Origin of the sequence: Pseudoalteromonas sp. 78C3, from assembly GCF_002836695.1 — a bacterium.
Classification (GTDB): domain Bacteria; phylum Pseudomonadota; class Gammaproteobacteria; order Enterobacterales; family Alteromonadaceae; genus Pseudoalteromonas; species Pseudoalteromonas arctica.
Map to the genome: position 1 here is coordinate 35,602 of NZ_PJAV01000165.1, position 18,028 is coordinate 53,629.

Genomic DNA, 18,028 nt, shown 5'->3' on the forward strand with positions numbered 1-18,028 from the left:
TAAATGTGTTTAGTACCTTTTTTACTATTTAAATACTGCGACTTAAAAGTACTTAAATAGGCAGTGGAGTTTTATGGATTTTTTATTTCCCGACAGCATGTCTTTATTTTTGTTTTTATTGTTAATGATCACCGCTGGCTTTACTTCTTTTATATCTGCTGCATTTGGTGCTGGTGGCGGATTAATGCTGCTTGTTGTTATGGCGTCGTTTATGCCAATGGCAGTTGTTGTGCCTGTGCATGGTTTAGTACAGCTTGGCTCTAATGCAAATAGGTTTTTACTCAGCTTTAAGCATATTGATAAAAGCATGTTTGTATATTTTGCGTTAGGCGGCTTAGTAGGGGCGGGGTTATCAAGTTTTGTTATTGATGATATATCGCTTGATGCTATGAAGTTAGTGGTCGCTATTTTTGTTATTTATTTACTGTGGGGTAAAACGCCACCTATAAAATTAACCTCTAGGGTGTGGCGTATGGTCGCCGGTGGAATAACTACTTTTATTTCTATGTTTGTGGGGGCAAGTGGCCCATTAGTTGGTAGCTGTTTATATATAAATAATTACGAAAAGTTAAAATTTACGGCAACGTTTTCGAGCATTATGAGTGTGCAGCATTTATTAAAAGCGATAATTTATGGCGCTGTTGGTTTTAGTTTTTGGCAATGGATACCGCTTGTAATTGCCATGGTAATAAGTGGCGCTGTAGGAACTTGGTTCGGAATTAAATTACTTAAAAGGATGTCTGGGGATAAATTTAAGCATATTTTTAGGATAGTTTTAACGTTATTAACGCTACAACTTGGTTGGCAAGGTATAAAAATATTACTCCACTAATTTGCTTAGTGGAGTAAATTTAATTTTATTAAACATAAATTATTTAAGAGGATTAAATAATTCATTGCGCCAAAAAGTTACTGATATAGAGCGACTATACTGTAATTTTTTGCCTTATCGATGAATTACATATTCTTTGTAATAATTGTTCATACGTTTAATTAAATTGGTATTAAAGCTTATTTAACAGCGGCTTTAATTGGTTTGTCGCCATCAAACAACTTAAAAATGCGGTTACTAATAAATGAGTTGGTCGCAATATGTAATAATGCATTGGCTACGTTTTCGCGGCTAATTTTAGCTTCTGAACGATCACTTGGTTGTTGCGTAGTTACTTGCATTGAAGCACTATCGTCAGTCAATGTACCAGGGCGAACAATGGTATAATTTAAACCACTATTTATTAGGTGCTCGTCAGCCATGTGCTTAGCAACTAAGTAAGGTTTTAAATCACCTTGAATCGAATCTGGATCGTCAGCACCAATTGAACTGACCATAATAAAGTGGTTAACGCCGTGCTCTTTAGCGAATGTAGCTGCTTTTGCTGCAGCCCATAAATCAATGAGTACAGTTTTATCATCGCCTGTACTTCCACCAGAACCAGCAGCAAAAATCACTTGGTCACAGCCTTTCATTGCATCACCAAAATCGCCTTCAAGATCTTGCTCAACAATAGTTAAAAAAGAGCTGTTTAAATCGCTTAACTTATTTTTGTCACGCACTAATGCCACAACATTTTGCTCATTTTCTAAAAGTAGCTCAGTTGTCATTTTACCTATTTGTCCGCTTGCGCCAATAATTAGGGTCTTACTCATAATTAACTCCTTCCAATAAATAGTAAAAGTAATGTGCTTACAAACAGACCTTGGGGTAGGGGATTATTTTTAAAGGGTAAAAAAGAGTTTAAATGAGCTAATTTCAAAAAATACTTTAATTAAAGTGCGATGCTTAACTGAGTATTAAAATTAGCTGCTTTTGGTGTGTTTTTTTAGACCTTTTTATTCAACCATTATACTCACTTCGGTCACATAACTACGGCGGTATAGACTAATACGGACTTTACGTTCTTGGTAATTATAAAACAAAGTGCGGTATGTACTATTGCCATTTGTTTTTAAAGGTTCACCTAATTTTTGCTGATAAAAGCGAGTGATATCAGAAATTGAATCGGTTAAATAACCAGTGCGTACCATTGGGTATTCGCTTGCTACATCCATCGTTGTAACAAATTCTTCAGGAAGTGGGATTTCAGTGACGTTTTGGCTGAGTGCGTTAAACGATAGAGTGCATAGCAATATTATTAAAAATGCTAAAGTTTTCATTAGAGTCCTTTGAGTAATAAATTCCTTTTATTGGTACTTATTTTACCCCAATAAGCACCTTTGTCATTTAAATTTTATTACGAATTAAGTCTCGCACTATAAATCGTGCAGGATGAATAGCTTGGCTTACACGTTCGCTTAATGGGCGGGGTTCGTTATTTAAACAACTTACGAGGTGGTCTGCACTTAGCGGTGCGCTGCATAAAGCGCGTGCGCCAAAACCGGTGAAAATATGTAGGCCTTGTTGTGGTTTATTAAGTTGCTCATATTGGTAGCGTTTACCTAAACGTAGATTAGCAAAAGCCATTATATAATCACTTTGCTCGCACCATTGCCCTGCCATTGGTAGGTGATCTATAAATGTGCAGCGAACAGCCGCTTTTGCCGAGGTTATATTGCCAAGGGTAGAGGCAAATTCACTTTGGTCGTAAAAACTAAGTAACTGTTCTTTGTTAGTTAGGTTGTCTTGCTCGGTAACTTGGCGGCTTTTAGTGTTTTTTTCAAATGTGGCACCCATGCAGTGATGATCTAAATAAGCCGGGGTAAAATACCCTTTATGGCATAGCACTGTTTTAAGTTTGCGTGATTGCTCACTTGCCTCAATATGTGAAACCTGACCGCGTACGCCCACTATAGGTAGCGCTTTTGTTTGCTCAAATGCATCGCTGTGCTCACCTGCACAAATAATTACATCGCTAAAAGGGCCTAGCTGCTCATCATTCGTTAATAAAAACCAACCGCTATCAGTTTTTTTAAGCTGCTTTATATTGCAGTTAAATAGGCTTTTAAATGGGCTTATGCTATTTGCAGCGCTTAGCATAGCGTTTACTAATTGTGGCGGGTTAACCCAGCCGCCTTGTTCAAAAAACACGCCTGAATAACCTGTTGTTACGCCGGCTATTTCATCGCCTTGCTCTGCGGTTACGTTACGCATTAGCTGGGTTGGCCACAGTTGCTTTTGTGCTAAGTTTTCGTGCTTATCAGCGAGAGGTTTTTTCACTGCGTGTTGTAATACGCCGCACCAATCGTAATCAAAATTAAAACCACTGCTAAGTAAGTTGTTATATAGGCGTTTGGCGTATAAAAAGCTATGTGCAAACAATTCGCTGTGCGGCGAGTTTTTAGCTTGTAGGTGAGGGTAAATAGCGCCTTGCACATTGTGCGAAGCCCCCATTGCAGGCTTTTCATCTTGGCAAAATAATTGGCTGGTTATGCCACGTTTAGCCAAGCTGTATAAAATACAGCTACTGGCAATACCACCGCCAATGACCGCTACATTTTTTAAAGTACTGCTATCTTGATTAAAATAAGCGGGGGTTGATTGAGCGTTATTAACATGTTTAAGTTGGCCAGTAAGCATATCTTCTTTTTGATTAAAATCTTTGGCTTTTTTAGTACTAAAACCAGCCTCTATTAATCCTCGTTGAACAAAGTCAGCGGCAGTAAAAGTCGATAAGGTTGCATTAGCTCTTGTTATATCAGCCATGGAGTTAAATAAACTTTGCTGCCACATATCAGGATTTTCACTTGGCTCAAGCCCATTTAAATACCAAGCATCAACAATTCCTGTTTGCGGGTAGCTCATTGCTTGTATTGATTCAAGCGCATCACCAAAGTATAAATCGAGAACAACACTGCCATTATTAAATTCGAGCCGGTGGCATCCTTCTAAATTAATTGGGTAGTTTACTGTTAATTGCTCACTAAAATAACTTAAGGTAGGCCAAGCGGTTAATGCTTGTTTTAAGTCTGTTAATGTTAAGGGATACTTTTCAAACGAAATATAGTGTAGGCGTTTTACGCTTTTTTCACATTCATTTTGAACTTGCATCCGCTCAAGGTGGTCTTTAAAGCGTTGCCACGTATTTAAAAAGTTTAAACCGGTACCAAAACCGGTTTCGGCAATAACAAAATGTGATTGGTCATGATTTTGTAATCGTACATCTATATTATTTTGCTCATAGTACACATAATGCGATTGAGCTAAGCCATCGTCATTAGAAAAATAAATATCACCGGAGTCATTAGTCAAAGGTGTACCTAAATTATTAATGTGACTATGTGCGTTTTTAATCATAATTTCTTAAATTTATAGATATATTTTTAATTATTTTACGGGTTTTCTTTGTAATAGTCTGGCGTTATTTATAAGCTAGCAGTTCAGAGTACAAGTGTACGCTAGAAAGCTGACCACTTAGGTGATTAAATTCGCGTAAAATAGAATGCAATTAAGTATTAAGCTAAGGGAATTACCCATGAGAAGAGCTGTAATTACAGGTATCGGTGTTGTATCAAGCATTGGTAACAACAAAGAAGAAGTATTAGAATCGTTAAAAACGGGCAAAAGCGGCATCGCTTTTAACCAAGAATTTGCCGATTACAAGTTACGTAGTAACGTATCGGGTAAAATTGATATTGACGTTAAAGCACATGTTGACCGCAAAGCAATGCGCTTTATGGGTGATGCTGCTGCATATTCTTATATTTCGATGACTCAAGCAATTGAAGACTCAGGTTTGTCTGACGACCAAGTATCAAATGAGCGCACGGGTATTATTGTTGGCTCTGGCGGTGGTTCGTCTAAATGGCAGGTAGAAGCTGCTGATATTTTACGTGAAAAAGGCGTAAAACGTGTAGGGCCTTATATGGTTCCACGTACTATGGCGAGCACTACATCTGCTTGTTTAGCAACACCCTTTAAAATTAAAGGTGTTAACTACTCAATTAGCTCTGCATGTGCAACATCTGCGCATTGTATTGGTAATGCAGTAGAACAAATTCAATTAGGTAAGCAAGATGTTGTATTTGCTGGTGGCGGTGAAGAACTACACTGGACATTGGCAATGGAATTTGACGCTATGGGCGCACTTTCTACTAAGTACAACGAAACACCAGAAAAAGCGTCTCGTACATACGATGCAAACCGCGATGGTTTTGTTATATCTGGCGGCGGCGGTATTGTTGTAGTTGAAGAACTTGAACATGCACTTGCACGTGGCGCGCACATTTACGCTGAAATTGTTGGTTACGGTGCAACATCAGATGGCTACGACATGGTTGCTCCATCTGGCGAAGGTGCAGCACGTTGTATGCGCCAAGCTATGCAAGATGTAGACAGTATTGATTACTTAAACACGCATGGTACATCTACACCTGTAGGCGACGTTAAAGAGCTTGGTGCGATTCAAGAAGTGTTTGGTGGTAAGTCACCAATGATCAGCGCAACTAAAGCAATGACGGGTCATGCCCTAGGTGCTGCAGGTGTTCACGAAGCTATCTTCTCATTATTGATGCTAGAGCACAGCTTTGTAGCGCCTTCAATTAATATTGATGAGCTAGATGAGCAAGCGGCAGGTTTAGATATTATTACTGAACGTCGTGACGTTGAGTTAAATACTGTAATGTCTAATAGCTTTGGCTTTGGTGGTACAAACGCTACTTTAGTTATGAGTAAGTACAAAGGTTAATTTGAGCTTATAAGCCCTAAATATGTAAACACATGTCAGGGCTAAACTGCTTAAAACAAAAAAGGAAAGCCGAGGCTTTCCTTTTTTATTATCGAAAGTTAAATTAACCTTCGTTATGTTCTTTACGCGCTTGCTCAATTTCGTCAGCAATTTCTTGCGCTTTCTGCTTAGTTTTTTCAGTTAACTCGCCAGCAGCTTCTTTGCTTTTAATCCATGCATCAACCGCAATCTCTTTGCCGTCGTCGTACATGTCTAAGCCCATTGTTTTACTTTGCTCTAATAGCTCGTTTAAAGACTCATCATTTTTAAGATCGTTAGTTGTCTCTTTAACGTCGTTCCATGCATCACCAAGCTTTTCTTGCATTTGTGCGCTTTTATCTTTTGCATCTTCTTTTACTTCGTTGGCATCTTCACAACCAGTTAATGTAATTAAAGTGCCTAATAAAGCTAAACCTGCTAATTTATTCATGTGCTATCTCCTTTAGAGACTGATAATTAATTCGAGGCAGACTATACAACAATGAAAATGAACGCCCCCGTAACAAAACGATTAAATTTTAAATTAATGAATGAGCACGATTGGCCTCAATTATTTGAACTCGACCAAGACCCCGCCGTAATGCAGTATTTAACGCGAGGTGTACCTACCTCTTTAGAGCAAATAAAAAATGAGGGAGTGCCTCGTATGCTCGCATATAGAAATGAGCTAAAAGGCTGGGGGCTGTGGAGTATCACTCTAAAGCAAACCAATACATTTATTGGCTGGGTATTAATAAGACCTATGGATTTCTTTAGTGATGCACCAAATTACAGCGATATTGAAATAGGTTGGCGCTTTAAACAAGCGAGTTGGGGGCATGGTTATGCAACCGAGGCGGCTTTAGCATTATGTGATGAACTCATTAAGCAAGATGACGTTAAGGCGATAAGCGCAACTGCACTAAAAGATAATACGGCCTCTATAACAATAATGAAAAAGTTAGGCCTGCAATTTATAAAAAATTATACACATACAGATGAGCAAGGCGACTTACCCGCGGTACTTTATTCAAAAAACGTTTGAAGATGATTAAATATCAACAGCATAAAGATTGACCTGTCCTTAAGTGACGTGCATTAATATGGGCAACAAAAATAATAAATTAAGGATGTTGTATGGGATTGTTTTTTTCACCACGTAAATTAATCGTCAAAAGTGTACTGGTTTTACAGTTCACTACTTTTAGTGTTTTGGCGCAGCCTTTAGCGCAAAGCGCGGTCGCAATGCCAGACTCGTTCAGTGCGGATGCTGCTCAAAGTATATTAGAGCAAGGCGGTAATGCTGTTGATGCAGCTATTACGGCACAATTTGTACTTGCAGTGACGCTTCCTGAAGCTGGAAATATTGGCGGCGGGGGATTTATGCTTATTCAAAAAGATGGCAAAGGCGATTTTATAGATTATCGCGAAACAGCGCCAACAGCGGCTCATCGTGATATGTATTTAGATGAGCAAGGTAATGTTATTGCAAACAAATCAATATATGGCATTCACGCAAGCGGTGTACCTGGCAGTGTAGCGGGTATGTGGCTTGCCCATCAAAAGCATGGCACTTTAAAGTGGGAAACACTAGTACAGCCTGCTGTAACGTTGGCTGAGCAAGGGTTTATAGTTCCGCCTAAGTTAGCAAAAGGTGTTAGCCATTATATAGCCCATCTAAAAGAGCAAAAAATAAATGTAAACTTCGAAAAATACTTTGCTGATGTAAAAGCCAATAAAGTCTTTAAGCAACCCGAGCTAGCGGCAACGCTAAAGCGTATTCGTGATAACGGTCAAGATGGATTTTATAAAGGCGAGACTGCAAATATTATTGCTAAATTTATGCACCAGCATGGTGGTATTATTAATCAAGATGATTTAAAAAATTATACCGCTAAATCACGTACACCCATTAAAGCAAGTTGGAATGGTTATGAAGTACTTACTTCGCCACCGCCGAGTTCAGGTGGTATTGCTATTTTACAGTGGCTCAAAATGTATGAGTTACAAAAACCAGATGCAGGCTTAGCGCATAACTCGACTCAGTATGTGCACTTACTTTCTGAAATAGGTAAACGTGTATTTGCAGATAGAGCAGAGTATTTAGGCGACCCTGATTTTTTTGATGTTCCAGTAAACGCGTTAACTAATATTAACTACCTCAAAGAGCGCAGTAATGGCATTTCGTTAACCGCTATCTCGACTACCGAAAATATTAAACCGGGCCTTAAAGAAAGTGAGCAAACTACGCACTTTTCAATCGTTGATAAAATGGGTAACGCTGTAGCAAATACCACCACAATAAACTTAGGGTTTGGTAGCGGTGTCGTTGTTGAAGGTGCGGGGTTTATTTTAAATGATGAAATGGACGACTTTAGCGCCAAACCAGGCGTTATGAATGTGTTTGGTGCAATAGGCGGTAAAGCTAATGAAATACAGCCACACAAGCGTATGTTGAGTTCTATGACACCGACAATATTACTTAAAGACAACACCGTTAAAATGGTGACAGGTTCGCCTGGTGGCACAACCATTATTAGCTCTGTGTACGAATCTATCTTAAATGCGATAGAGTTTGATATGAGTGCAGAGCAGGTTGTAAATAGCCCTCGTTTTCATCATCAATTGTGGCCTAAAAATATAATTAGAACGCACATTGGTTTAACCGATAGCGTAAAAGCAGAGCTTACAAAAATGGGTTACACCATAGACGAGAGACACTTTGGTGACTTACACGTTATTATTAATAAAGAGGGTCAATTAGATGCCGCTTCTGAAGCATCAGGGCGCGGTAAATCAATTGTTTTTTAAATAAAAAACACCGCGCTAAAAAGCGCGGTGTTTAAAATAATAAAAACTTATTGAGTATCAATTAAATCTTCAACACCCACTATTAGCCATGGAGCATCGTCTGAAATTAGGCGCTCTAAGTGCCAAATTTCTAAAATAGGCTGTTCTTTTTTATCGCCTAAATCACGGTACTTACCTTTAAAGCGAACACTAACCAGCCACGATTGCGCGTTTGTATCTGCGCGCACAAGTTCGGCATCAATAAACATTACTTCAGTGTCTACGCTTTGTATAGCTTCACGCTCAGCTTTAAATTCGGCAACAAGTGCAGGGCTTAAGTATTCAGCCATTGTGGTGTAATCGGCATTATTCCATGCAGTTTGTAGCGTATGGTAATGACTACGGGCACCTTGCAAAAAGCCATTAACGTCAAAGTTAGGTGGTAAATTAAAAGGGACACTTTCACCTTGTGGGGCGCTGTTAGCAAAGCCTGTACTCATTGGCTGCTCGATTGGTGCTTGTTTAAAAGCATTTTGCTGAGCACTTGTATCCGCACTGGCATTTGCAAGTTGTGGGGCACGATTAGCACGTAAAAAGCCTGTTACTAGCTTAAATAAAATAAATAGTCCGCCAGCTAATAAAATCATTTCTAATAGCTGAAAACCTTCAAAATCGTCGCCTAACATCGCTGCAATTAAGCCACCCGCTAAAAGACCACCCAAAACGCCAGCCATAATGCCTTTTTTATTTGATGTGGCTTTAGGTGCTGCTGTTGGGGTTGTTGTATCTGCTTTTTGTTTTTGTGCTGTTTGTTGTGTTGCAGGAGTTTGTCCACGTTTGCTACTGCCAAACTTTTTACGTGCGTGTGCATCAAAACTGGCAGTACATAATAATGCCAATAGTGAAAAAATAACGATGATGTTCTTCATGAAATTCCCTAATTAAAATCGAGCCGCGATTATAATTTACTTTCTTAAGGAATTTAATTAATTACTTTAAAAATCAGAGGTTTTGAGTATAAAAGAAAAGGTTTATTGGTAGGTATATAATCAAAAAACCGCTTAGTAGGGACTAAGCGGTAAATTTGTTTATTTTAAAGCCAACGAATAGCGCCAGTAACGCGTTCGTTATAAGTATTTAGAGGTGCTCCAACACTTGCCACTAAAATAGTATCTGCTTGTGAGCCTCGGTTAATATGACCTTCAAAGCGCTCGTCTTTGAAATTATCATCGCCAAAACCAAATGATTTATTTTCAGAAGGCACTATAAATACCGTCATAGGACCAAAGTCAGACTCAAATATCAAATGTAGCCCTTTTTCGCCTTTAAAATCACAAAACATAGCGTAAGTTACATCACCAGGAAGCTCATCAAGATGACCACCTAATACTGCAAGCTTGTCGTTAACGCTTTGTAGGCTAATGGGCTCTTTTTTATCAAGCGCACTAATTTCGTAGTACACATGGGCAAGCGCATGCTCACCCGCTTCGTGTGCAATATTTTGCTCTGTACTAAAAAAGAAGGCACTAATAGCCACTACAAAAGATGCAGCTAATGCAAGATGCACGCGGTCAAGCTTAAAACGCGAGCGGGCATCAACTACATTTTTTCCTGTTGCTTGCTCTTCTTGTAGTGCTTTTTCTTTTAACGATGTGTTTAAAAGAATGCGATCTGCAAGGTTTTCAGGCACAGGTATATCTAAAGAGTCTTGAATAAATTTATCAAAATCTTTCATATCATTAATAAAACTTTGTCGCTCTGGGTTATTGTTAGCAAACTCCATGAGCTCCTTGTCAATGTCGTTTGGCTGCGCAATAGTGCGGCGACGAAACTCAAGTTCATCCATTATTTTGATGCCCCTTTAAGTTGTTCATCATCACGGCTTAAAGCCTCTTTAAGTTGATTTCGGGCACGGTATAAACGAGTCATTACCGTGTTTTTATTTAAATTAAGTATGCCTGCGATCTCTTCGCCAGAGCAGCCCATTACAACTTGTAGTAATAATGGCTCTCGGTATTCATCAGATAGCAGGGCAATCTGGCGTTGGATAACCGTTTGCTCCATTTCATCATCTAATGAGTGGCTGGTTTCATCAACAAGCGTATCGTTTTCTACGTCGCTGTAATCAAACTGTTTACGTTCAAATCGGCGCGCATTTTCTCTTCGTAATATAGTAAGCAGCCAAGGTTTAGCTGCCTTTTGATCAAGTAAAGAGTCGAGAGAACGCCACGCGCGTAAAAACGTTTCTTGTACTAAATCATCTGCTATGTGCGGATCACGGCATAACCAATAAGCAAAGCGATAAAGCTCTTTATTGTAAACGTGGACCAAGGCTTCATAACGCTTTTGTTTCTCTGCCATATCGATTAAGACCTGATTGTTTGATTTTTTCTTTCCAAGCATAAGCACTTTTTTAATTAAAAATTATTATTTATTGCAAAAAAGACCTGAGTATCGTAATTATTAATCATAAAGGTCTTTTAATACAGCTTGTTGCGACTTTGATGCTTGAGTTTGATAGTTCTCAAGAATTTTAATAATAGCATTAAGATCCGTGTTTGCGCCTTTATTACTATAAAGTTGTGCCTGCAATTGGCTAATGAGGCCATTAAGCTCGCTGCTGTTTACGCGGATGCAAAGCTCATCAATCGCGCCAACATTTTTATGGGTCACCTTTACAGAAAAGTTATTTAATGCGGTGTAAAAAGCTTTCACATCGTTCGTTTTAGCGAGCGTTTTAAGCTCATTTAAGCTCGGCTGAGAAATATCACGGTTGTTTAGTTGTAATTTCTCAGTCGTATTTTTAGTAGAACGGGTCATTAAGTAAAAAATTACAGTACCAATCCATAAAATATACCCTAAAGCGGCAACAACTATTAACCAAAGAGGAGTATCACTTTTAGTTTCAATACGTTGTGTGCCTGTCGTTTCATTCGAAATATTTTCAATAGCAGGTAAATTGTTTGGGTTTGATTGTGGGTTTACCACGGCGGTATTAGGTGCGGTACTACTTGGCGTTACCGTTATAGTGCGCTTTGGTAATGTAGCTACGCTAATACGGTTCATTTTAGTATTAAACCAAGGCAGCTGTATTTTAGGTAAAGTGTAAGTACCTGGTTTTTGCGGCAGTAATGCATACGATGCAGTTTGCTGTGATACAACACGTCCGTCACGTACTGCATTGTTATTTTCTTTTTTATCAGGGTAGCTGCGTATGCCATCAATGGTAGGCATAGAGATTTCAGGTAATTGCTCTTTTGTAACCCCAAGCGCTGTAAGTGTAATAGTACGTGTTATAGGCGTACCTACTTCTACGGTGTTGTCGTTAGGTTGCCATTCTTCATCAAGACTAACCAGCTCGCTTGGTAACCATGCACCTTTATAGTCACTCGGAATTGGTTTGATTTCTACTTGCTGATCGTCGCCAAGAGCTGATACTTCTAATTGACGATAATTTTGTTGTACTCGCCCTTGAAAAGCGGGGCCTGCAATAGTGTACGCACCACTTTTTTGTGGCTGAATCAAATACTCGCGAGTAATAACAAGGTAGCGTTTACCATCAACAAGCTCATAGCTTTCAGTTTGCTTACCCAATTGGGTTAGCTGAGCATCTTCCATACTTGGTGTGCTTAAGCTGCCATCAAGCAGTTCTTTCGCAAGGTAAAGCTTAATAGTGTAAACACCGGCTTCTTGGACAAACAATGAATTACTCGAGAGCGACGTTTTTAAAAATATTTCGTTATTTTTATCTGCATCAACTGAGCGTTTTGCCACTTTTAATTTAATAGGCTGTGAGGTTAACCCTGCAACGCTAAATGCCGGAATAGTGTAATCACCCTCTGCACGGGTCATTAATTTAACTGACCACGTGGTTTGTTTATTAATGCTGCCATTAATAATGTTGGTACGAGAACTTAAGCTTGTTGGGCCTACCACAAAGTCTTTTAACAGCGATGAGGTGTCTGGTTGCTCGCCCTTAACTGTATCGTCTACGGATATATTAAGCATAAAAAATTCACCCGCTAAAACAGGGTTTTTATCTACGCTGGCTTCTAATTTGGTGGCAGCCCACGAAGGCATCGCACTTAATAGCAATAAACAGCAAAATAATCGCATTACCATGATTTTTCGACTCCTGTAGGGCGACGTTTATATTGTCTTTTTTGGGCTTCTAATTGCATTTTATTCCGTAATAAAATAGCCGGATCGTCCGGGACTTTTCTAAGTAGTTGATTAAGCTGTTGTGCTTTTTCTTTTTCTTCATTAGTGAGCTCACTTGCTTGGGCTTGCATAGCTTGTTGCTGAGCACTTTGTTTTTGCTCATCAGTAGCAGGTTGCTCACTCATTGTTTGTGGCTTACTTTGTTGCTGCTCGTCTTGAGGCTGGTCAGCGTCTTTATTTTGCCCTTGCTCACTTTGTGGCTGAGCTTGCATATCAGGTTCATTTTGCTTGTCTGATTGCTCACCAGGCTCACCTTGTTGATCTTTTGATTGTTCAGACTCTTTATCTGATTCTTTATCAGATTTTTCATCGCTTGAGCTTTGACTTTCGTTTTCGCCTTTTTCAGAATCGCTTTTATCACCATTTTGTTGCTTATCCTGTTTTGACTCATCAGAATTTTGCCCTTGGTTTTGCTCATCTTTTTTCTGGCTATCATCTTGGTCTTGAGAGTCGTCGCCGTCGCTTTGCTGATCTTGCTGGTTTTGTTGCTCTTGTTGATTGAGTAATTGTTCAACTAAAGCTTGGTTGTCAGTTGCTTGTGTAAAGTCGTCTTGTAAGGTTTGGGCTTGTTTGTAGGCTTCAATGGCGTCCTCAAGCTTGCCAGCTTTGGCGAGGGCATTACCGTAGTTGTATAAACCGGTAGCCGACTTATCATTACTAAACTCATTAAGTGCAGCATCAAAATTACCTTGCTGGTAAAGCGCCGCGCCTTTTAACTCACTCGATTGCGCCTGTGTTGCTGCATCGTATTCTTTATTATTGTAAGCCTCTAATGCACGTTGATCTGCATTTTGCAAAAGAGTAGGGAGCTCTACGGCATACGCATTTTGCTGCGGTAAAAAACCAAAAGCTAAAAATGCGCCTAACAAGGCAGCGCGTCTAAATAAATACAAACCAAATGGCAGTAATAACAAGAGTCCGTATATACCTGCATCTATTCGCCAAAGTGCGTGGCTTTGTTTTTCGTCTTTCAATAATTCACTCTGTGCATTTGGGGCAAACGTATTTATGTCGTTATTACTAGGCTGGTAACTAGCAAATTTACCACCACTGCTCGATGCTAAATTTTTAAGCTGACTGGCATTGAGAGTAGGTACTACAATTTGGCCGTATCTGTCTTTCAAAAAACCACCTTCAGGTAACTTAATTGGAGCGCCTTGAGCGGTACCCACGCCATATATATTTAATCTATATTGGGTGTTACTGGTAAAGCTACTCACGTCGCTTTGTTCTTGCTGGTCAATACCGTCGGTCACTAAAATAATGTCGCCATCAATATAACCCGCTTGCGTTAATAGCTCTTTGGCCATATCAAGACCGGCTAAAACGTTTGAGCCTTTGTCTGGCATTATTTCAGGGCTTAAGCTTGGAATTAAATTACTGAGTGTTGTGGCGTCGTTTGTTAGCGGCGATATTATATAGGCTGTGCCTGCGTAAGCTACAAGCGCGGTATCACCTTCTCTAAATAGCTCAATCATATCAAGCGCTTTAAAGCGTGATTGCATTAAACGATTTGGTAAAATATCGGTGCTGTACATTGAGTACGACATATCCATAACAATTACACGGGCACTTTTACTTTGAAATACAGGAACTTGTTTTTTCTCAAAGCTAGGCCCAGCACTAAATAAAATGCCAAGGCTGCAAAACAAAGCAACTAACCAAAGTGGCTGGCTGGCTTTAGTGTTTGCTTCGCTCATTATAAATTGTGCTAAATGCGGTGCAATTAGCTGCTCACTGGTGGTTTTTTTATGCTTAATTAAGGCGACAAAAAATAATGCCACAGCAGGTATGAGTAACCATAAAAGAGCGGGGCGAATAAATTCAAAATCCATTAGTTTGGCTCCTTTAATGCACGCAGTGTACTCAGCATTACTTTTAAGCTAATAAGTAAAATAGCGATAAGTAACGGGTAGTAAAATAATGAGCTTTGTGGGCGAAATGTTTGTTCATCAGCGCTAATAGGTTCAAGTTTATCAAGCTCTGCATAAATTTGTTGAAGGCCTGCTACATCTTTGGCCCTAAAGTATAATCCGCCAGTTTGCTCGGCAATCTTTTTAAGTAAGCTTTCATCTAAACTACTGCCACTAGAGCCACCCATATTAAAGAGGCTAAAGCCGCGCGGATTATCTGAGCCAACGCCAATGGTGTACACTTTAATACCTTCCTCGCGGGCTAGCAGTAGTGCATCTTCTGGGTTTAAATTGCCCGCGGTATTTTGTCCGTCGGTTAATAGCACCACAATACGGTTACTCTCATCTTTATTGGCAAAGCGTTTTACCGAAAGACCCAATGCATCACCAATGGCTGTTGCGCGTCCTACTAAACCAATTTGCGCTTCACTGAGCATTTTACTTACTGTTTTAACGTCGCGCGTGAGCGGGGTTTGTAAAAACGCGGTGTCGCCAAATAATATCAGCCCAAGCCTGTCGCCTTGACGCTGCTCTATAAAATCACTGAGTACGGCTTTTACCATGGTAAGGCGGTCAACATATTGGCCATTGTAAGCCATGTCTTGTTCGGTCATTGAGCCTGATAAGTCAACTGCTAACATTATATCGCGCCCTTCATTTGGTAATGAGATTGGCTCATCTAACCATGTTGGATTGGCAGCGGCAGTAACAAGTAATAACCAAATTACCCACTCGAAAGGATTTAAACGTCGTGCGTGTGGCTCAATGCTTTGACTGGTTAAATTGTGCTTTGCAAAACTGGGTATACGTAAACGCATACTGGCATTACTTGCTGCGGGTTTTAATAGTAAAAGTAATAAAGGTAAGGGTATTAATAAAAATAACCATGGCCAGCTAAATTCAAACATTTACTGACTCCTTTATTTTAAATTGCTTAATACCTTGGCGAAATTTTTCGCACAGTGTTGTATCTTTTTGGCTGGGGTTATACAAGCTTAGTATTTCTTGTTCTGTAAAGCTCAAACCGGTGAGTGTATTAAGTGTTGTGCACCATTTAGAGGTAGATTGCGCAGCAAGGCGCTTGTCGTAATATTCAATCACTAAACGTTTTAAAATAATATGCAGTTGCTGAGGATTTTGCTCACTTTGGCTCAATTGTATTGCGTAGCGTTTAGGCTTTTTAAATTTATGTTTTTTGTAAAATATATAAATAGCTGCGCACAGTGCTAAAAACAGCAGTGCAATAATAACCCACCAAGCAGGGGCGAGTGGCCACCAATTAACTTGGCTTGGCGCTATTATATCGTGCAGGCCATCGAGTGGATTGGTTTGCATGGTTATTTTCTCACTAATTGCAGCTCAAGCGGTGTTGCTGCATTGAATGATATTAAATTAAGACCCGATTTAGTTAAGCGATTAAAGCGCGTACTAAATGCTTGCTCAGCATTTTTAGCAAAGCGTTCTCTAAAGCTGTTATCCATTAATGGTAGGGCAAAGTCTTGACCATTTGCATTAACAGTAACGGCTTGCTTAAACGCAGGTAACTGATGCTCAAATGGATCGCTTATATGGCAACCAATCAGCTCGCAGTGGCGGCTTAATATTTCGAGTTGCTTAAAGCTGGCATCATCCAGAGCATTAAAATCAGACACCAAATACACTAAGCTGCCTGGTTTTGCTAAATGATTAAGGCGCTTTAGGTTATCGCTAAAGTTGTTAGGGGCTGTTTTATCAATATTGTTGAGCGCTTGCTGGTGGTTGTCGCATAAATTATGACAAAGCTTAAGGACTGCTTTTTCACGGGCGCTGGGCTTTAGCTCCAAATGCGAGTGCTGATTAAACACAATACCGCCAATTCTATCGCCGCGCTGACACGCCGACCATGCAACAAGAGCGCTTATATGCGCAGCTTGCACCGACTTTAATAGTAACTTTGAACCAAACAGCATTGAGTTTGAAAAATCAGTAAATACAAACACAGGGCGCTCTTTTTCTTCTTGAAAGAGCTTTGTGTGAGTCTCGCCGGTACGCGCAGTAACTCGCCAATCAATAGAACGAATATCGTCACCTTGCTGATAATGTCGCACTTCGGCAAATTCCATTCCTCGACCTTTGTGCGGTGCAAGGTATTGCCCTGTTAAGGTGTTTTTTATTTTTACCTTAGGGGCAAGTTCGAGCAATTGCGCTTTGGCTTTGTAATACATCAGCTCTTTGAGTGCTAAATTAACACCGTGGCTATGGCTCTGTTTGAGCCATGCTTGGGATTCTAATTGTTTTTGCATAACTTATGGTACGGCTACAAGTTCAACTATACGGCTTATTACTTGATCTTTAGTAATGCCATCGGCTTGGGCTTCGTAACTTAAAATAATGCGGTGACGCAGTACGTTATGCACAACAGCTTGAATGTCATCAGGTGCTACAAAGTCACGGCCTTGAAGCCATGCATGAGCACGAGCACATTTATCAAGTGCTATTGTTGCACGCGGACTTGCACCAAATTCAATCCAGCTACCTAGTTGCGCATCTAATTTAGCGCCTTCACGAGTGGCAATAATAAGTTGTACTAAATATTGCTCAAGCGGCTCTGCTAAATAAAGGCCTAATATTTCTTTACGAGCTGCAAATAAATCGCTTTGACTAATTTTTTGCATTACTGGTTGTTGCTCGTTAAGCGCTTCGCCACGTGTTAAACGTAGTATATCAAGCTCATGCTCTGCGCCAGGGTAGCCAATACTTAGGTGCAGTAAAAAGCGATCCAGCTGGGCTTCTGGTAACGGGTAAGTCCCTTCTTGCTCTAGCGGGTTTTGTGTTGCCATAACTAAAAATAGTTCGCTAAGCGGATAAGTGTTTTTACCCACGGTCACTTGTCGCTCTGCCATGGCTTCTAATAGTGCTGATTGTACTTTGGCTGGTGCACGGTTAATTTCGTCAGCTAAAATTAGGTTGTGAAAAAGAGGGCCTTTTTCAAATACAAACTCGCTAGTTTGTTGGCGGTAAATATCGGTACCTGTTACATCAGCCGGTAATAAGTCTGGCGTAAACTGTACGCGCTGAAACGATCCTTCAATACCTTTAGCAAGTGCATTAACTGCACGTGTTTTTGCAAGCCCAGGAGGGCCTTCTACTAATAAGTGACCATCAGCTAAAATAGCAATAAGTAGCGCTTGTGTAAGCTCTGGCTGGCCAATGATTTGTGTATCTAAGTACGTTTTTAATTGTGAAAATGCGTTAGCTGCCATAATAAGTGGACTGTCCTCGTCAGCTGGGTTTGTACCTAATAGTGTTAGGTGATAAATACTGACCTATTTATAAGGTTTATAATTGGGTAACTCAAGAGTTAGACTGTATTTTTTAAAATAGTTCGTTATTTTTTAACGATTTTTAGCGTACCACAAAACTTTGTAAATGCGTCTAAAAAAGCCTATTGTGATAGTCGTAATTAAACACTATTTATATAAATTT

The 18,028-nt window shown here is 39.8% G+C and carries 17 protein-coding genes; 4 read left to right on the forward strand and 13 right to left on the reverse strand.

Annotation, left to right across the window (positions count from 1 at the left end; translation table 11 throughout):
* The first annotated feature begins 73 nt into the window (after positions 1-73).
* Positions 74-832, forward strand: a complete 759-nt coding sequence (locus CXF76_RS15115) for a sulfite exporter TauE/SafE family protein (RefSeq protein WP_101164069.1) — start codon at positions 74-76, stop codon at positions 830-832.
* Between the two features lie 179 nt (positions 833-1,011).
* On the opposite strand, the gene CXF76_RS15120 is transcribed toward CXF76_RS15115, so the two are convergent.
* The 3 genes from CXF76_RS15120 to mnmC all read right to left on the reverse strand — a co-directional run bounded on the left by CXF76_RS15120 (position 1,012) and on the right by mnmC (position 4,231).
* Positions 1,012-1,647, reverse strand: coding sequence for an NAD(P)-binding oxidoreductase (locus tag CXF76_RS15120; RefSeq protein WP_101164070.1), 636 nt, complete (start codon positions 1,645-1,647; stop codon positions 1,012-1,014).
* A 183-nt stretch (positions 1,648-1,830) separates the two neighbouring features.
* Entirely contained in the window at positions 1,831-2,154 is a 324-nt protein-coding gene (locus CXF76_RS15125; RefSeq protein ID WP_101164071.1) for a hypothetical protein, read from the reverse strand.
* A 67-nt stretch (positions 2,155-2,221) separates the two neighbouring features.
* On the reverse strand, positions 2,222-4,231 hold the full coding sequence (gene mnmC / locus CXF76_RS15130; protein WP_101164072.1) for a bifunctional tRNA (5-methylaminomethyl-2-thiouridine)(34)-methyltransferase MnmD/FAD-dependent 5-carboxymethylaminomethyl-2-thiouridine(34) oxidoreductase MnmC: 2,010 nt from the start codon (positions 4,229-4,231) through the stop codon (positions 2,222-2,224).
* Positions 4,232-4,409: 178 nt separating this feature from the next.
* On the opposite strand from mnmC, the gene fabB reads away from it, so the two are divergent.
* Positions 4,410-5,621, forward strand: coding sequence for a beta-ketoacyl-ACP synthase I (fabB, locus tag CXF76_RS15135; RefSeq protein ID WP_007582000.1), 1,212 nt, complete (start codon positions 4,410-4,412; stop codon positions 5,619-5,621).
* 103 nt (positions 5,622-5,724) lie between these two features.
* Here fabB and CXF76_RS15140 read toward each other — a convergent pair whose 3' ends face one another.
* Positions 5,725-6,090, reverse strand: coding sequence for a hypothetical protein (locus tag CXF76_RS15140; protein WP_008169794.1), 366 nt, complete (start codon positions 6,088-6,090; stop codon positions 5,725-5,727).
* A gap of 51 nt (positions 6,091-6,141) precedes the next feature.
* Between CXF76_RS15140 and CXF76_RS15145 the strand changes: the two genes are divergently transcribed.
* Together CXF76_RS15145 and ggt are read left to right on the forward strand one after the other, a co-directional pair.
* Positions 6,142-6,684 (forward strand): GNAT family N-acetyltransferase, encoded by a 543-nt coding sequence (locus CXF76_RS15145; RefSeq protein WP_101164073.1) that lies wholly within the window; start codon positions 6,142-6,144, stop codon positions 6,682-6,684.
* A gap of 92 nt (positions 6,685-6,776) precedes the next feature.
* Positions 6,777-8,450 carry a gamma-glutamyltransferase gene (ggt, locus tag CXF76_RS15150; protein ID WP_101164074.1) on the forward strand — a complete coding sequence of 558 codons (1,674 nt, stop codon included), beginning with the start codon at positions 6,777-6,779 and terminating at the stop codon, positions 8,448-8,450.
* Positions 8,451-8,497: 47 nt separating this feature from the next.
* On the opposite strand, the gene CXF76_RS15155 is transcribed toward ggt, so the two are convergent.
* From CXF76_RS15155 to CXF76_RS15195, 9 genes are all read right to left on the reverse strand, one after another.
* Positions 8,498-9,358, reverse strand: coding sequence for a Tim44 domain-containing protein (locus tag CXF76_RS15155; RefSeq protein ID WP_101164075.1), 861 nt, complete (start codon positions 9,356-9,358; stop codon positions 8,498-8,500).
* A 164-nt stretch (positions 9,359-9,522) separates the two neighbouring features.
* The gene (locus CXF76_RS15160; protein WP_007582005.1) at positions 9,523-10,275 is read right to left on the reverse strand and encodes a DUF3379 family protein; all 753 of its coding nucleotides are present in this window, start codon (positions 10,273-10,275) and stop codon (positions 9,523-9,525) included.
* The gene (locus CXF76_RS15165; protein WP_032827217.1) at positions 10,275-10,832 is read right to left on the reverse strand and encodes a sigma-70 family RNA polymerase sigma factor; all 558 of its coding nucleotides are present in this window, start codon (positions 10,830-10,832) and stop codon (positions 10,275-10,277) included. The genes CXF76_RS15160 and CXF76_RS15165 overlap by 1 nt, the downstream gene beginning before the upstream one ends.
* A gap of 60 nt (positions 10,833-10,892) precedes the next feature.
* Positions 10,893-12,551: a BatD family protein gene (locus CXF76_RS15170; protein ID WP_101164076.1), complete on the reverse strand. Its 1,659-nt coding sequence runs from the start codon at positions 12,549-12,551 to the stop codon at positions 10,893-10,895.
* Complete coding sequence (locus CXF76_RS15175) at positions 12,545-14,485, reverse strand: VWA domain-containing protein (protein ID WP_101164077.1); 1,941 nt, start codon at positions 14,483-14,485, stop codon at positions 12,545-12,547. The genes CXF76_RS15170 and CXF76_RS15175 overlap by 7 nt, the downstream gene beginning before the upstream one ends.
* Positions 14,485-15,471: a vWA domain-containing protein gene (locus tag CXF76_RS15180; RefSeq protein WP_101164078.1), complete on the reverse strand. Its 987-nt coding sequence runs from the start codon at positions 15,469-15,471 to the stop codon at positions 14,485-14,487. The genes CXF76_RS15175 and CXF76_RS15180 overlap by 1 nt, the downstream gene beginning before the upstream one ends.
* Positions 15,464-15,898 (reverse strand): DUF4381 domain-containing protein, encoded by a 435-nt coding sequence (locus CXF76_RS15185; RefSeq protein ID WP_004335624.1) that lies wholly within the window; start codon positions 15,896-15,898, stop codon positions 15,464-15,466. The genes CXF76_RS15180 and CXF76_RS15185 overlap by 8 nt, the downstream gene beginning before the upstream one ends.
* A 2-nt stretch (positions 15,899-15,900) precedes the next feature.
* Positions 15,901-16,845, reverse strand: a complete 945-nt coding sequence (locus CXF76_RS15190) for a DUF58 domain-containing protein (RefSeq protein ID WP_010554656.1) — start codon at positions 16,843-16,845, stop codon at positions 15,901-15,903.
* Positions 16,846-16,848: 3 nt separating this feature from the next.
* Positions 16,849-17,805 carry an AAA family ATPase gene (locus CXF76_RS15195; protein WP_004335627.1) on the reverse strand — a complete coding sequence of 319 codons (957 nt, stop codon included), beginning with the start codon at positions 17,803-17,805 and terminating at the stop codon, positions 16,849-16,851.
* Positions 17,806-18,028: the final 223 nt, after the last annotated feature.

Excerpts from the sequence above, each read along its gene's own strand:
- CXF76_RS15160 (WP_007582005.1), bottom strand. The coding sequence starts at position 10,275 with ATGGATGAACTTGAGTTTCGTCGCCGCACTATTGCGCAGCCAAACGAC.
- CXF76_RS15140 (WP_008169794.1), bottom strand. The coding sequence starts at position 6,090 with ATGAATAAATTAGCAGGTTTAGCTTTATTAGGCACTTTAATTACATTA.
- CXF76_RS15175 (WP_101164077.1), bottom strand. The coding sequence starts at position 14,485 with ATGGATTTTGAATTTATTCGCCCCGCTCTTTTATGGTTACTCATACCT.
- CXF76_RS15155 (WP_101164075.1), bottom strand. The coding sequence starts at position 9,358 with ATGAAGAACATCATCGTTATTTTTTCACTATTGGCATTATTATGTACT.
- CXF76_RS15190 (WP_010554656.1), bottom strand. The coding sequence starts at position 16,845 with ATGCAAAAACAATTAGAATCCCAAGCATGGCTCAAACAGAGCCATAGC.
- fabB (WP_007582000.1), top strand. The coding sequence starts at position 4,410 with ATGAGAAGAGCTGTAATTACAGGTATCGGTGTTGTATCAAGCATTGGT.
- CXF76_RS15125 (WP_101164071.1), bottom strand. The coding sequence starts at position 2,154 with ATGAAAACTTTAGCATTTTTAATAATATTGCTATGCACTCTATCGTTT.
- CXF76_RS15145 (WP_101164073.1), top strand. The coding sequence starts at position 6,142 with ATGAAAATGAACGCCCCCGTAACAAAACGATTAAATTTTAAATTAATG.
- mnmC (WP_101164072.1), bottom strand. The coding sequence starts at position 4,231 with ATGATTAAAAACGCACATAGTCACATTAATAATTTAGGTACACCTTTG.
- CXF76_RS15115 (WP_101164069.1), top strand. The coding sequence starts at position 74 with ATGGATTTTTTATTTCCCGACAGCATGTCTTTATTTTTGTTTTTATTG.
- CXF76_RS15120 (WP_101164070.1), bottom strand. The coding sequence starts at position 1,647 with ATGAGTAAGACCCTAATTATTGGCGCAAGCGGACAAATAGGTAAAATG.
- CXF76_RS15180 (WP_101164078.1), bottom strand. The coding sequence starts at position 15,471 with ATGTTTGAATTTAGCTGGCCATGGTTATTTTTATTAATACCCTTACCT.
- ggt (WP_101164074.1), top strand. The coding sequence starts at position 6,777 with ATGGGATTGTTTTTTTCACCACGTAAATTAATCGTCAAAAGTGTACTG.
- CXF76_RS15170 (WP_101164076.1), bottom strand. The coding sequence starts at position 12,551 with ATGGTAATGCGATTATTTTGCTGTTTATTGCTATTAAGTGCGATGCCT.
- CXF76_RS15195 (WP_004335627.1), bottom strand. The coding sequence starts at position 17,805 with ATGGCAGCTAACGCATTTTCACAATTAAAAACGTACTTAGATACACAA.
- CXF76_RS15185 (WP_004335624.1), bottom strand. The coding sequence starts at position 15,898 with ATGCAAACCAATCCACTCGATGGCCTGCACGATATAATAGCGCCAAGC.
- CXF76_RS15165 (WP_032827217.1), bottom strand. The coding sequence starts at position 10,832 with ATGCTTGGAAAGAAAAAATCAAACAATCAGGTCTTAATCGATATGGCA.